Origin of the sequence: Stenotrophomonas oahuensis (genome assembly GCF_031834595.1) — a bacterium.
GTDB lineage: Bacteria > Pseudomonadota > Gammaproteobacteria > Xanthomonadales > Xanthomonadaceae > Stenotrophomonas > Stenotrophomonas oahuensis.
The window spans coordinates 3,510,521-3,523,656 of sequence record NZ_CP115541.1 but is presented as its reverse complement, the minus strand read 5'-3'; the positions used below and the strand labels follow the sequence as shown (position 1 = coordinate 3,523,656).

At 63.8% G+C, this 13,136-nt stretch carries 14 protein-coding genes; 6 read left to right on the top strand and 8 right to left on the bottom strand.

Going from position 1 to position 13,136, the window contains the following annotated elements; genetic code table 11:
* Nucleotides 1–26 precede the first annotated feature (26 nt).
* Together PDM29_RS15765 and PDM29_RS15760 are read left to right on the top strand one after the other, a co-directional pair.
* Nucleotides 27–374, top strand: a complete 348-nt coding sequence (locus tag PDM29_RS15765) for a helix-turn-helix domain-containing protein (RefSeq protein ID WP_311191010.1) — start codon at nt 27–29, stop codon at nt 372–374.
* Nucleotides 371–1,678 carry a type II toxin-antitoxin system HipA family toxin gene (locus PDM29_RS15760; RefSeq protein WP_311191009.1) on the top strand — a complete coding sequence of 436 codons (1,308 nt, stop codon included), beginning with the start codon at nt 371–373 and terminating at the stop codon, nt 1,676–1,678. The genes PDM29_RS15765 and PDM29_RS15760 overlap by 4 nt, the downstream gene beginning before the upstream one ends.
* 8 nt (nt 1,679–1,686) lie before the next feature.
* On the opposite strand, the gene PDM29_RS15755 is transcribed toward PDM29_RS15760, so the two are convergent.
* Nucleotides 1,687–2,544 (bottom strand): oxidoreductase, encoded by an 858-nt coding sequence (locus tag PDM29_RS15755; RefSeq protein WP_311191008.1) that lies wholly within the window; start codon nt 2,542–2,544, stop codon nt 1,687–1,689.
* 124 nt (nt 2,545–2,668) lie between these two features.
* Between PDM29_RS15755 and PDM29_RS15750 the strand changes: the two genes are divergently transcribed.
* Complete coding sequence (locus PDM29_RS15750) at nt 2,669–3,601, top strand: AraC family transcriptional regulator (RefSeq protein ID WP_311191007.1); 933 nt, start codon at nt 2,669–2,671, stop codon at nt 3,599–3,601.
* Between the two features lie 30 nt (nt 3,602–3,631).
* Here PDM29_RS15750 and PDM29_RS15745 read toward each other — a convergent pair whose 3' ends face one another.
* From PDM29_RS15745 to PDM29_RS15715, 7 genes are all read right to left on the bottom strand, one after another.
* A complete protein-coding gene (locus PDM29_RS15745; protein ID WP_311191006.1) occupies nt 3,632–3,904 on the bottom strand; it encodes a hypothetical protein in 273 nt (90 codons plus the stop codon).
* Between the two features lie 3 nt (nt 3,905–3,907).
* Nucleotides 3,908–5,356, bottom strand: a complete 1,449-nt coding sequence (locus PDM29_RS15740) for a serine hydrolase (protein ID WP_311191005.1) — start codon at nt 5,354–5,356, stop codon at nt 3,908–3,910.
* A gap of 9 nt (nt 5,357–5,365) precedes the next feature.
* Nucleotides 5,366–6,400, bottom strand: a complete 1,035-nt coding sequence (locus PDM29_RS15735; protein ID WP_311191004.1) for an aminoglycoside phosphotransferase family protein — start codon at nt 6,398–6,400, stop codon at nt 5,366–5,368.
* Nucleotides 6,401–6,467: 67 nt separating this feature from the next.
* Nucleotides 6,468–8,663, bottom strand: a complete 2,196-nt coding sequence (locus tag PDM29_RS15730) for a hypothetical protein (RefSeq protein WP_311191003.1) — start codon at nt 8,661–8,663, stop codon at nt 6,468–6,470.
* Complete coding sequence (locus PDM29_RS15725; RefSeq protein WP_311191002.1) at nt 8,660–9,877, bottom strand: hypothetical protein; 1,218 nt, start codon at nt 9,875–9,877, stop codon at nt 8,660–8,662. Before PDM29_RS15725 ends, PDM29_RS15730 begins: the two co-directional genes overlap by 4 nt.
* A gap of 90 nt (nt 9,878–9,967) precedes the next feature.
* Entirely contained in the window at nt 9,968–10,492 is a 525-nt protein-coding gene (locus PDM29_RS15720) for a DUF3592 domain-containing protein (protein WP_311191001.1), read from the bottom strand.
* A 441-nt stretch (nt 10,493–10,933) separates the two neighbouring features.
* Nucleotides 10,934–11,179: a hypothetical protein gene (locus PDM29_RS15715; RefSeq protein ID WP_311191000.1), complete on the bottom strand. Its 246-nt coding sequence runs from the start codon at nt 11,177–11,179 to the stop codon at nt 10,934–10,936.
* Between the two features lie 653 nt (nt 11,180–11,832).
* On the opposite strand from PDM29_RS15715, the gene PDM29_RS15710 reads away from it, so the two are divergent.
* The 3 genes from PDM29_RS15710 to PDM29_RS15700 all read left to right on the top strand — a co-directional run bounded on the left by PDM29_RS15710 (nt 11,833) and on the right by PDM29_RS15700 (nt 13,089).
* Complete coding sequence (locus PDM29_RS15710; protein WP_311190999.1) at nt 11,833–12,102, top strand: hypothetical protein; 270 nt, start codon at nt 11,833–11,835, stop codon at nt 12,100–12,102.
* Between the two features lie 92 nt (nt 12,103–12,194).
* Entirely contained in the window at nt 12,195–12,389 is a 195-nt protein-coding gene (locus PDM29_RS15705; RefSeq protein WP_125359860.1) for a hypothetical protein, read from the top strand.
* 355 nt (nt 12,390–12,744) lie between these two features.
* Nucleotides 12,745–13,089 (top strand): hypothetical protein, encoded by a 345-nt coding sequence (locus PDM29_RS15700; protein WP_311190998.1) that lies wholly within the window; start codon nt 12,745–12,747, stop codon nt 13,087–13,089.
* Nucleotides 13,090–13,136 lie beyond the last annotated feature (47 nt).

The following is a 13,136-nucleotide window of genomic DNA, read 5'->3' as shown; positions in this document are numbered from 1 at the left end:
ACATAAAGCGCCACAAGGGTCACTTTATGCGCATCCAAACCACCAGCACCGACGACGCCATCCTCATCGAACTGGGCCAACGCCTGGCCACCCTCCGCTTGTCCCAGGACATGACCCAGGAGCAGCTCGCCACAGCCGCCGGCGTCTCCAAGCGAACAGTGCAACGCCTCGAAGATGGCTCTCCTGCCCAGCTCGTCAACCTGATCCGCTGTCTGCGGGTGCTGGGGCAGCTGACCGCATTGGATGCGCTGTTGCCGCCAGATGCTCCCAACCCCATCGACCTGCTGGAACGGCGTGGGCAAACACGACAGAGGGCGCGACCTTCAGTCGCCGAGCCACCGCCGACGCCTTGGGTATGGGGTGACCAGAAGTGAGCACCACCGCCGAAGTGCGCCTGTGGGGCAGCCGCATCGGTGCTGTCAGCTTGGCCAACGGCGCACGTGTGGCCGACTTCGCCTATGACCCGGAGTTTGCCAACTCAGGTATCGAAGTCGCACCACTGATGATGCCCTTGGCAGCGCGCCGGACCTATCGCTTCCCTGATCTGGCAACGAACAGTTTTCACGGTCTGCCTGGACTTCTAGCCGACGCCTTGCCCGACAAGTACGGCAACACGCTGATCGACGCCTGGCTCGCAACCCAGGGGCGTACCCCGCAGAGTTTCAACGCCATAGAGCGCCTGTGCTACACCGGCACTCGAGGCATGGGCGCGCTCGAGTTCGCACCTGTACACGGGCCGCGTGTCCGAACGGCCCAGCGAATCCAGATCGACGCGTTGGTGGCCCTGGCCAGTGAAGTACTGAGCCACCGCGATAACCTGCGCGGCTCATTCGGCGACGAATCCCGCGCCGATGCCCTGCGCGACATCCTGCGAGTTGGCACGTCGGCGGGCGGTGCCCGCGCCAAGGCGGTGATTGCCTGGAACGAAAAGACAGGTGAGGTGCGTTCAGGTCAAGCCGTGGCAGATGCAGGCTTCGGCTATTGGCTGCTGAAGTTCGATGGCGTGCGCAACAACCGCGACAAGGAACTCGCAGACCCCAAAGGTTATGGCGCGGTCGAGTACGCGTACTTCATGATGGCACGCCAAGCGGGCATCAACATCAGCGAATGCCGCCTGCTGGAGGAAGGAGGACGTCGCCACTTCATGACCCGTCGCTTTGACCGTGACGCGAATGGCGACAAGCATCACATGCAATCCCTGGCCGCCATCGCCCACCTCGATTTCAACGACGCCAGCGCGTACAGCTATGAACAAGCGCTACTGGTGATGCGCCAGCTGAATCTGCCGATGGAACAACTGGAAGAACAGTACCGCCGCATGGTGTTCAACGTAATCGCCCGCAACCAGGACGATCACGTCAAGAACATCGCCTACCTGATGGACCGGCAGGGACGCTGGTCGCTGTCACCGGCGTTTGACATCACCTGGGCATACAACCCGAGTGGCGAATGGACCGCGCGCCATCAGATGTCGATTCAGGGCAAACGAGAGGACTTTACGCTGGAAGATCTTGCGGCGTGCGCTCGCACCGCTTCACTCAGCGCACCAAGAGCGCGTGACATCGTGGAGCAGGTACGCGCCAGTGTGGGCCAATGGCAGCGCTTTGCCGAAGCTGCTGCCGTGGAGCCAAGCTGGCGCACCCAGATTGCGGGCAGCCTGCGAACTGACCTCCGTTGAGGCCCGGACTAACGCACCGCCCCTTCCGGCGATCCCCCATCGGTAGAGACCGTCAGAGACTCCCACTCACGCAGTTCCTGCTCCAAGGCTTTCAGCTTTGCATGCACCAGCTGCAGCGCGTCGGTGCCCAGCAACAGATGCACAGGGGGTTCTGGACTGTCGATGACGGCAAGCATCGCCTGCGCGGCCTTCTGCGGGTCGCCCAGCTGCTTCCCACTGACCTCCTGCCGCCGCTGGCGAATGGGATCGAACAAAGCGTCATAGTCGGCAATCGCGCGCGGACTGCGCACCATCGAACGACCTCCCCAGTCGGTACGGAATGAGCCAGGTGCCACTGCAGTCACCCGGATACCCAGCGCCGCCACTTCCTTGCCCAGAGCCTCGCTGATGCCCTCCAAAGCAAACTTGCTGCCGCAGTAGTACGCAATGCCCGGCATGGTGATGAACCCGCCCATCGAGGTGATGTTGAGGATATGTCCCTCGCGACGCGGGCGCATGTGCGGCAGGACGGCCTGCATCATCGCCACTGCGCCGAACACATTGACCTCGAACTGCTGCCGCATTTCTGCCAGCGGGGATTCCTCCAGCACGCCCTCATGACCGTAGCCGGCATTGTTGACCAGCACGGATATGGGGCCGAGATACGCTTCAATCGCCTCCACCAACGGTGCAATCGCAGCGGTGTTGGTGACATCCAGCATCCGTGCAAAGGCGCGCCCCGGGACCAGCGCTTCGAAGTCCTGCGCCGCTTGCGCGTTGCGCACCGTGCCCACGACCCGGTGCCCGGCGGCAAGCGCTTCCACTGCCAGTGCACGACCGAAGCCGCTGCTGACGCCGGTAATAAGAATGAGTTTCGAAGGTGACATGTTGGCCTCGGGGGATTCGGGGAGGAGTGCATAATAGAAATGCCAAACCCGCGCCATAAGGCCATCCAGACTCAATCTATTGCCTATTCCTATGATCCGCCCATCCTCGAAAGCGCCCTCCCCCATGTCTGGAGACCTGCTGCCCCTGGCTCCGCTGGTGCAGGCGCTGGCTCCGCACGAGGGCTACACCCAGACAGCATTGGACAGCGTGCGCCTGCTGCGCTCAGACCGACCGCTGGCAAGGGCCCCGGTGCTGTACGACCCGGGCATTGTGATCGTCTGCCAAGGCCGCAAGCGCGGGTACTTCGGTCAACAGACCTATGTGTACGACGCCCATCAGTACCTGGCCGTTTCGGTGCCGGTTCCGTTCACCATGGAAACCGACGCAAGCGCAGACGAGCCTTTGCTGGCCGTTTACCTGCATCTGCAGTTTCCACTGGCGGCCGAATTGATGCTGGAGATTGACCGCCACGGCGGTCCACGGTCGAATGCAGTACCGCAAAGCATGATGTCCAGTCCGATCGATGCTCCGTTGCACCAGGCCGTACAGCGGCTGCTGCAGGCGCTGGCGAATCCGATGGACGCTGCTGTGCTGGGCCCAGGCCTGCTACGCGAGCTCTACTACCGCGTGCTCACCGGGCCGCAGGGCCACACGTTGCGCGCCGCGCTTGCGCATCAGGGCCACTTCGGCCGCATCGGCAAGGCATTGCAGTACCTGCACGCGGCATATGCGCAGCCGTTGACTGTGGCGCAGCTCGCAGATGAGGCCGGCATGAGTGCACCTTCCTTCTACAGCCATTTCAAAGCTGTAACGTGCGCTTCGCCCATGCAGTACCTGAAGTCCACGCGCCTGCATCAGGCGCGTCTGCTGATGGTGCGCGAAGGAATGACCGCTGCCGCTGCCTGCCATGCGGTGGGGTATGAGAGCACGTCGCAGTTCAACCGGGAGTTCAAGCGGTTGTTCGGATTGACGCCTGGGCGGGAGGTGAAGCGCATGCGCGAGGCATTTTCTGTGCCGGCTACGCCGGGAGGGTCTGGATTTGTTTCGTCGCATTGATCGCGGTGCGATGACGCGCATGGCGCGTCACTACCGGACGTTGCCTATTCCAAGCAGGAATGCCAGCAACGCCAGTCCGTAACCAGCCAGGAGTGCAATCCCGGTGCATTGTTTGCGGGTGTCACCCAAGACAGCCGCAACCCCGGCGCTTCCCCCTGCAGCAAGTGCACCCAGCACGAACAACTGTGCCGCCGCGAGCATCCCTGCGCCGGCACCGCTGGTGAAAAGCAGCCACGTCGAAGTCACACCACACAGCACCGACACGGCGACAAGCACACGCCAGAGCGGCTTCATCGCGGACACCGCCTACTCCAGCGGCAGCCGCCGCGCGAGGAAGTTAACTGCATTCTCCATCGCGTCAGGGTCGTTGTTGCTGAGTCCAATGACAACATACTGCCTGCTCGGGATCACCACGAAAGCGGCATTGGCACCCGACGCCCCGCCTTCGTGTCCGAACTGACGTGCGGTACCATTACCACTGACCATGAACCCGTATCCGTACCACTGCTTGTGATTCTGCGGCGAAGTGGCCTGATCCAGCAGCGCGGGGGAGACCAGATCACCTCGCAACAGCGCGTCACCAAACCGCTGCAGGTCGCCGATCGTGCTGTAGCCACCACCTGCCGCTGTGCCACGCCAGGGCAATGACGCGGACTCGACCTTCCATTGGCCATCCACCTTCGTATACGGCACTCCCCGTCCAACCACGAGACTGGACTCGGGCTCCGACCCGGTAGAGGTCATGCCCGCCGGAGCGTAGATGTGCTTCTGGATATAGTCGTAATAGGACTGCCCGCTCACCGCCTCGATGATCGCACCCAGCACCACATAGCCGTAGTTCGAATACCCGTCCTGGACTCCGGGTGCGTGGTCGGGTGCCCGCTTCCCGAAATGTCCGATGTAGTCCGAATGAGTCTTCAGCCTCTGCGAGTAGCTGCTGAAGTCATCGCCGAAGATGTCACCCAGCCCGCTGGTGTGGTTGAGCAGCTGGCGGATCATGATCGACTCGGCGATGGCTGGGTCCGGGTAGTCGGGAAGATGGCGACGGATGCTGTCGTTCAATGACAGCTTGCCGTCCTGCACCAGCTGAAGCACGGCCACGGCAGTGAACATCTTGTTCAACGACGCAATGCGGAATCGCGTCTCCGGCGTGATGGCCAGCGTCGCCTGACGATCTGCCAGCCCACCCCACCACTGGTAGACCACCCTGCCGCGCTCTGAGACAAGCAGTGCACCCGATAACACATCGGAAACCACCAGTGCATCCAGGCGCTCGTTCGCTGCAGCTCTCAGCTCGCGAAGTGAAAGGCGACTCGGAAGATACGCGGTGGGTGTCTCGACGCCTTCGATCTGGAAAAAGCTGACGTCGGCGGGATCAGCGGCGTCGACCTTGACGGTCACCAGCAGCGAGCGTTCGCTGGATTCAACGTTGACGATGGCTTCGGCCATGGAGGGCGTGTTCGACCTCATTTCCAGCAGCCGCCATGGCCCCATGGAGCTGCGCAGCTCCATGTCGCGCTGCGCGCTGTGTTCCATCTTGTAGGTGGAGATTACTGACTGCAGGCGCTGGAGTTCACCGCTGTTGTAGGCGGACAGCCAGTGGTCGAATATCTGTTGCAGGGTGGGGTCTGGGCGCTCTTCGGCGCTGGATGCGTTGCCGCTGATGAGGAGGAACGCTGCGAGAAGAATGGCTGACAACTTCATGCACTGCCCTCCTTGGTCTCTGATGTCATTTGGCACCGCGATGACGCGCATGGCGCGTCACTATGGGGCCGCGCTGACCGCGGCCCAGCTGCGGGCGGCGGCGTCTACTACGTTGTTCGGGGCGAACTGATCCTGCATGTAACGCAGTGCCTGCAACCGCTGGCTGGGTGGTCGTGCCGCCGCGCCCGGCTCCAGCAGCAGGTCGTGGAACTCCTGGATGTCGTGCAGGATGCGCCAGTGACGGTAGCAGGCCAGCCTTACCGGGTCGAGCGTGACCGGACCGTAGCCTTCGGCAAAGCCGGGCGGGTCGTCGCGGCCCCAGCGGCCGCCGACGCCGGCTCCGATGAACATCAGGTCGCACTCGCGCGGGGCGCGCAGCATGCCGTCCCAGTCGATCAGGCACAGGCCGCCGTCCGGGCGCAGCAGGACATTGCCGGCGTGTACGTCGCCGTGGCAAAGCACCTTGCTCGCCGGTTGCCCGGCCAGCCGCGCGCGCAGCTTGACGCAGCGCTGCCAGACATCGGCGATCAGGGGCCGGTACAGACGCCAGCATTGGCGGAAGCGCTCGGCCAGCGGATCGGAAACCGTCCAGTGGGTGTCACCGTTGAGCAGCCAGGCTCCCACCCGCTCCACCGCAGGCTCCTCTTCCAGTTGCGGCTGGGCCAAGGGAGCCAGCAGCGCGGCGGGCACCTCGGCCTCGTGCACGCTGCGCAGCACTTGCCCCAGCCGCTGCCACTGCTCACGTGAGAGCGCGGCTTCAAAGCCGGATTGGCCTTCAATGTAGGGGAACAGGGTCCATTGCAGGCCGTCGGCGAGTACGGCCGGTGCGCCGTTGCAGGTGTTCTGGGGGGCGGCGACTTCAGTCAGCTGCAACTCGCTACGCAGGTACTGCAGCACGTTCCAGACGGCATCGCCCACCGCATAGCGACGGCACTTCAGCCACCAGCGTCCGCCGTCCTGGGCGACGATTTGATACACGGTGGCACCGGCATCGGCACCGGCCGGCCGCTGCACGACCTGTTCGGCGTGCACGTCGTACGCCTGGGCCAGGACGGTGGTGATCTGCGCGACGGATAACTCCTGGGGGTGCCGCATGTGTTTCCAATTGAGACGTGCGTGAACTGACTATCTCAGAATCGCTGGATGGCAGGTAGGCAGTCCGTCACGATTGCGCGATGCCCGCCTGCAGCTCACGCTGCAGCAGCGCCTCCACTTCTTCCCGTTGGAACTGCGTGGCAAACAACGGCACCGCGAACACGTACTGCACGCCCTCGTTCTCACGCCGGATCACATAGGCCAGCTGCAACCGCGCCAGCGAATGACGCAGCTGTTCCGGGTCCACCTTCACTCCAGCAGCATCAAACCCGGCCAGCAGCTGCAGCAGGGAAACTCCCTGCGCCCCACCCGGCCCCAGCTGTGCACTGGCAATGCGGTACACCACGATGCGGTCGATCCGGCACGCCACCGGGTCCGGACTCAGCCGGGCCCAACCGGCCAAGGCGTCGAACACCGGTTCGGCGCTGAGCGCGGCATGCAGATTCGCCGGCTCGATCACCCGCTGGCCACGGCCGAGCTGGCCGAGCAGGTACTGGCAGACGATGGCAACCAGGTTGGCGCGACGACCACAGGCAGCCACCAATCGCTGCGGCAGGTCCGGGTTGGCGAAGTGCACACCCAGCCGGCCCATCGGTTCGGTGGCCAACGCCTGGCAAGCCGCTTCTTCCAGCCCGCCGATATGGATCACCTCACCAAAGTTGCGCAGGGGCGAGGCGAAGTCCAGGGTCACTGCTTCATACAGATCCCAGAATCCAGCCAGCATGAAATGGCAGCGGCCTTCCTCGCTGAGCGCACGCAACGCGGCCAGCTGCGGGTAACCGTTGCCGGCCTCGGCGCGCAGGAACAGATCGGTTTCGTCGATCAGCAGCAGCACGCTGCGACCGTGCGCCCGCTCGAACAGGGCCGCGCCCAGCGCGTCGATGCCGGTGTCTTCAGCCAGCCCAAGCTCCAGTGCCAACCGCGGCGTCAATCGATGGTCGCGCAATGCCACGTACTGACAGTGCACACGCGGATGCCCGTCGAAGCGGCGTTCAATGGCTTTCATCAGACTGGTCTTGCCCAGCTGCCGCCCGCCGACCAGGAGGTAGTTGCCGGGCTCACGGTTGAGCACGCGCGCCAACAGCGATTCGCGACCGAAGAAAGCGTTGGGCCGGGTAATGCCACCGTGGGTCTGGTAGGGCGAAATGCGGGTGACCTTCAGCTGCTGCGCCAGCAGGCTAACCAGTGTGTCCTGCGCGCGCGGCTGCAGCAGCCATCGGGTCTGGATGACCTGGTCGAGGCAGACACACAGGTTGGCCGGATCATCGGCGTACTGCATCAGCGCCGCTTCGGTTGCGGTGGAGGGGCTGACGACCAGCACCACGTCCTGCCCGTTGGGCAAGCTGCGCAGCTGCTGCACGATGGCCTCGCCACTCAGCGCTGGATCTGGCAGGTACAGCCACAGCTTCTCCAATGCGATCGGCAGCGTGGGCGGCAGCGTCCATTCGCGCACGGTGCCGTTCAATGGCCAGTCGCGCGCGGCGGCGTCCACCGCGCCAATACGTGCCGCCAGCTGTATGGCGCGCGTGCTGGGCGTGGCCTGCACATGGCGCAGTGCATCGCGCCAGCGGGTGCCGGCAATGCCGGCCTGCTGCAGCACGCGGTCACGCAGGCGCAGCCAGCCCAGTTGGCGGTCGAAGGTGGGCAGACGCTGCAGGGGATGGTCCAGCAGCGTGCGCGGCTCGCGCGCGACGTCGGCGACTTCTGGTCGCAGTCGCCACCAGATCACACCCAGGCCGATCAGGGCCAGTACGCACAGCACCAGGATCAAGGTCAGCCACTGCCCCGCCGTCCACGGCTTGTTGCTGCGGCAGTCCATTGCCAGCCAGCGCGATGGCGGCGAAGGATCGCCGGGCTGACAGGTCCAGCGCTCGGTGCGAGGGTCCAGCGTGTGCTCCAGGACGGTGCCGCGCAAGCCACTGTTCTCCGGGAAGCGGTTGGTGAAGCGCAGGCGCAGCACGAACGGGGCCGGCAGTTCAGCGGACAGCGTGGCTTCGGCCGGGTCGTGTACGCCGGGCACGTGGACCTCTTGCGGCCACTGCCCGTCCATCAGCCAGCGGCCATGTGCTTCTTCGCGCAGCAAGGTGGTGTCGATGCGCGCGGACTGCATCAGCATCATGCTTTCGCCGTCGTGTTTGACCTTCCACAGCACCCACGGGTTGATCCACGGGGCCACGAACAACGTGCCGAAGAAACCGATGAACGACACCACCAGCGCCAGTTTCACCCAGCGCCAGGCACTCCATCCTTCAAGCGCGATCATGCCGGTTGGGCCTCCAGCCCTTCGTTGACCTGCTGCACGGCCAGGCGGATGGCCTCGCAGCGCCATTCCAGCCAGGCACCGTCGGCGTGGCTGCGCGAAGCCAGCAGGTTCTCCCAGTAGAACTGGCGCAGCAGCGGATCCATCAGGTATGGCCGTGCTGGCGCGATGCGCTCGCGTGGCAGCCAACTGTTCACCGCAGTGCGGGCACCCGGTTCGCGCAGGATCGGCAGCAGCGCTTCCCACAGGCGGGGATGCGTGGACAAGGTCTGGTTGAGCGCGGCATCGTCCAGCGCCTCACCACCCGGCCCCGCCAGCAGATTCAATGCGGCCTGCGCCAGCAGCGGATGTCCGCCGGACACATGCAGCGCACGCTGCAGCACGTGCTCGGGCAAGCCGGTGGCGTGCCGTTGCAGGTCATCCACGCGGAGTTCGGGCCAGCTTTCGGTGGCGGCGATATTGAGCAGCGACAGATCGCCCCCTTGGTACTTCAGATCGGCCAGCGCCGCACCGCCACAGATCAGCAGGTGCAGCTTGCCGCTGTGCATTTCGCTCAGGCTGCGCAGAATGCCGGCCAGCACATCGCGTGGACCGGCCGCGCCCTGTTCAAAGCGGCTGACCAGACAGAACAGCGGCCCCGGCTGCTGCAGCCTCCTCGCCAGTGCGACTTCAAAGCCGGCATCGGAGCTCACCCCGTCCAGCCCACACTGCGCGGCCAGCAATGCGAAGTAGTCCTCGTCGCCCTCGCCTGCCCGGAACGGCGGCTGCAGGTGCAGCACGCGGTCCTGGCCGTAGCGGCGCGCGGCCTCGGCCAGCATCGCGGCGCGTTCGGGTGGCTGGCCCCAGTGGGCCTGGGTGAGCAGCAATGCCACCGGGTACGGGCGCAGCTGCTGCAGGCGGTCGAACAAGGCGGTGACTGCGGCCGGTACCGTGAGCGGGGGCGGCGACTGTGCGGGTTCCTCGGCACCTTCCGCCGGGAACTCCGGTTCGAATCCGGCCGACTGCAGCAGTGCATTGGACTCTGCCTCGGTCAGGCGCAGGTAGTTCGCGCAGGCCAACACGCGATCGCGATGGCGACGACTGGGGCGCGAGGTACCCGCGCGCCAGTTGTTGACCGCCTCGCGGCTGATGCCGATTTCGCTGGCCACCCCACCTGCACTGGCCCGGATCCGCCGCATGTGGCGGGACAACAGGTCCGAAAACTCCGGAACGGGCATGCAGACAGACCAGAAGGGTGAAGGTGTGCCCACCCTACCGTGGCCGGAAACCGTGTCAACCATCATCGCGCGGGCCTCCTGCTGCCTGGATCAGGCAGCCGGCAGGGCCGGCTCCCGGGGCACGATCAGCTTGCGGGTCAGCAACAAGTGGACAATGAAGGCCAGGATCGCCAGCATGCCCAGCGCCACGCACAGGCGGCCCAGCACCGCGCCCAGCCCCTGCATGCCCTGCAGGCGGTCGGCACGTTCGAAGTTGGCAGGGTTGCTGCGGGCGTAGGCGACCTGCACCTGCGCGTCTTCATCCAGATATTGGTCCGCGCTGTCCTCGGCGGTCGTGAACTCGCCCTTGTACGGCACGCCGTTGGCTTCGAAGGTGTAGCTGAAGTGGTACTTCAAAGTGGTGCGGCCCTTGCGGCGGCTTTCCTCGATGATGTCCAGCTTCACCGGGGCCTGCACCATCACCGCGTCCTTGAGGATCGCCTGCGCCTGGTTGTGGCCGCTGATCGCCGAGGTCGCGAAGACGGCCGTCGCGATGAGGTAACCGACGATGCAGAGCCAGCGCGAGACGCGGACGAAGCGGGTGTGGGAGGCGGCTGAAACTGGAATGCTGATCATGTGGTTCCCCAGGTGGATTCAAGGCCGGCAGCGGTGTGCTTTGGCAGTGGGGAAAGTGTGGGGATTGGGGCGCTGGGCTTGAATCCGTAGCCTGTCAACTTGGCGAGTTGGACGGTTGACGATGCGTCAAGTTGGGGTGGGCGGGTCACGTCAACCCAATGTCATGCGCGGGATTCACTGTGCCCGGGATGCCCTGAGTGTCTTCTGCGGCCCGATTGCCCGGGATGACTCGGATGACTCGGATGACTCGGATGACTCCGATCGCTCCGATCGCTCTGATCGCTCTGATCGCTCTGATCGCTCTGATCGCTCTGATCGCTCTGATCGCTCGCACGATCGCGACATGTGGGACCGGTAGGGTCGGTCGAAAGACGACCGCCGTGAACGCCGCACCAACCGGTAACGCATGACAAAAAAACGAAACCGCGTTTCAAGGGACCATCACTCGATAACTGGCAACACCTGAAGCAACCTCGCCTCAGGCAGCGCCGCATCCACATCCTCCAATGCACTACGCACGGCCAATGACGCCGTTGCCGCCTCCCGAGAGAACGCTAGCGCCAACCGCCCCGGTCGAGCAGTTCCTACAAGCGCATCGTCAAGACCGGCTTTGCCGAGCCGCTCAACCAACAAGCCAGGATCTTCATCTTCGGCGACCTGATAGATGAGGGTGAACTGGTACTCCATGATCTTGCTCCCATCAGAAAGAAATTGAACTGGACTGCGTGGATTCTGGTTCACGCTGCGAGAGTGAACATGTGATCGCGGTATCAGATTGCATCCTATGCAACTGGTTGCAGATCGCCTCTTCGCCACTGGTCACTCGTTACTGGGCGCTGTGAGCTTCACTGCGGTCGTCTATCGACCGACCCTACCGCGCACCTCTCGCATGTCACGGAGGTCGCGCAATGCGGCTGCAGATTTCACCGTGACGCTTCCAGACACTTAAGGGGGAACGGGCGCTGCAACTAATTGCAAAACGTTGAATTCCCGCATGTGCGTTTTCGCCAATGCGGTGTCGCTTCTTCAGCATTTCGCCCATTTATGGAACGGCAATCACAAAAATTCCGCGCCATTTGCGACGTTCGCTCAGCATTGTCAATGCAACGTAGGAATTGTCTGAAAACCATGGGCTTTTCTTTCGACGCGAATCTGCGCATTGTTCGCCCCGAGCGTCGAAGCTCATTCGCGGTAGTACTGTTTGTACGTCCCTGGTCGGGAGGGTGGCTAATACAACACCCTCAAACGGGGGAAATACGCCCGCCACCGCCGCGTTGGCTTCGAACCTCCCGACCCCCTCGCCTTCCCGGCGAGGGGATTTCCCCGATGGAGGCCTTTCCATGCCGAAGCTCTGGGCCGCTGTGCCCAATCTGCAGCACTTCCCTTCTCAGCATTGCCCGCATTGCGATGAGAGCGCGTCACTTTCCGTTGCGCACGACACGCCCCCGCCGTTACTCAGAAGCAGCGGCGCACGACTGACCGTCGAAGCGTCAGCGACGTCCGTGTTGATCACGGTGGACGGCGCGCTCGAGCGTTTGACCACGATCTCGGCCCGAGGATTGCAGACCGAAATCTGTTTCGCCGACGGCGAGATCGACATCTCGCGCTGATCAGCCCGGCGTGTCGATTCGACTCGTCCGAGAATCACCTGACCTTACGTAATCCCGGGCGCACACGTTGCGCCCGGGCGAGGATTGGAACGATGACCCAACTGGATCTGCTGGAAGAATTTCAGGACGCCGTGCTGGCCGAAGGGCACACCGTGGCCTACGTGTGGCGCGACTTGATGGAGATGTACGTGGAACTGCACCTGGACCCCATCTCTGCCGAAGCCATCCGCGAGTTCGGATTGACCAAGTGCGCAGCCGCCTGGTCCCTCTGCCCCAACCACCCGTAACGACGCGCCGTGCGCGTCGAAACCCCGGCATGTTCGATGACACAGACATACCGACCAACCGGTAGGGTCGCTCGACAGACGACCGCCATGGACAACGCCGCGCTCGGTGGGGCATGACCCTAAAACGACACCGCAAAGCCGGCCCTTGGCCGGCCTCAGCAACGCCTGGGCCGGCCAAAGGCCGGCGGCACGGCTGCGCTCAACGTCATGCGTTACCGGGCGTTGAAGCGTTCACGACAGTCGTCTTGCGACCGACTCTACCGCCCCATGGCTCCGTACTGTCATCGGGCTCCTCGCAGCGGACACCAAAACCGGCTAAGGTTCGGCCCAAGCGCACGCGAGAAGGAACCCGACGATGCACGGCTACCCGCTCCCCCCGGTACCGAAGAGGCTGCAGGAGATGCTGGCGGATTACCCAGATCTGATTGAGAGGCTTCAGCAAGTACTGAACAGCTCCGCCGAAAGGTCTCGCCGAGTCCCTCTTATGCCTTTTGACGACGCCATATCTGCGCTCGACGGACGGCTCAGCACCTTCCTCTACGAGGCGCGCGACGAACTGACGTTGGCAGAGGCCGGTGAAGACAAACGGATGATTGACGCTGCCAAGCGGAAGAAGTCAGCCGTTTCCATGGCTGCGGTCACCCAACTGTGGATCACCGATGAACAATTCCATGCATACTTCATTACCGGTTTCACATAACCCATGCTTGAGCCCGCAGGTTCTCTTCCTCCCAGGATAGCGGCAAA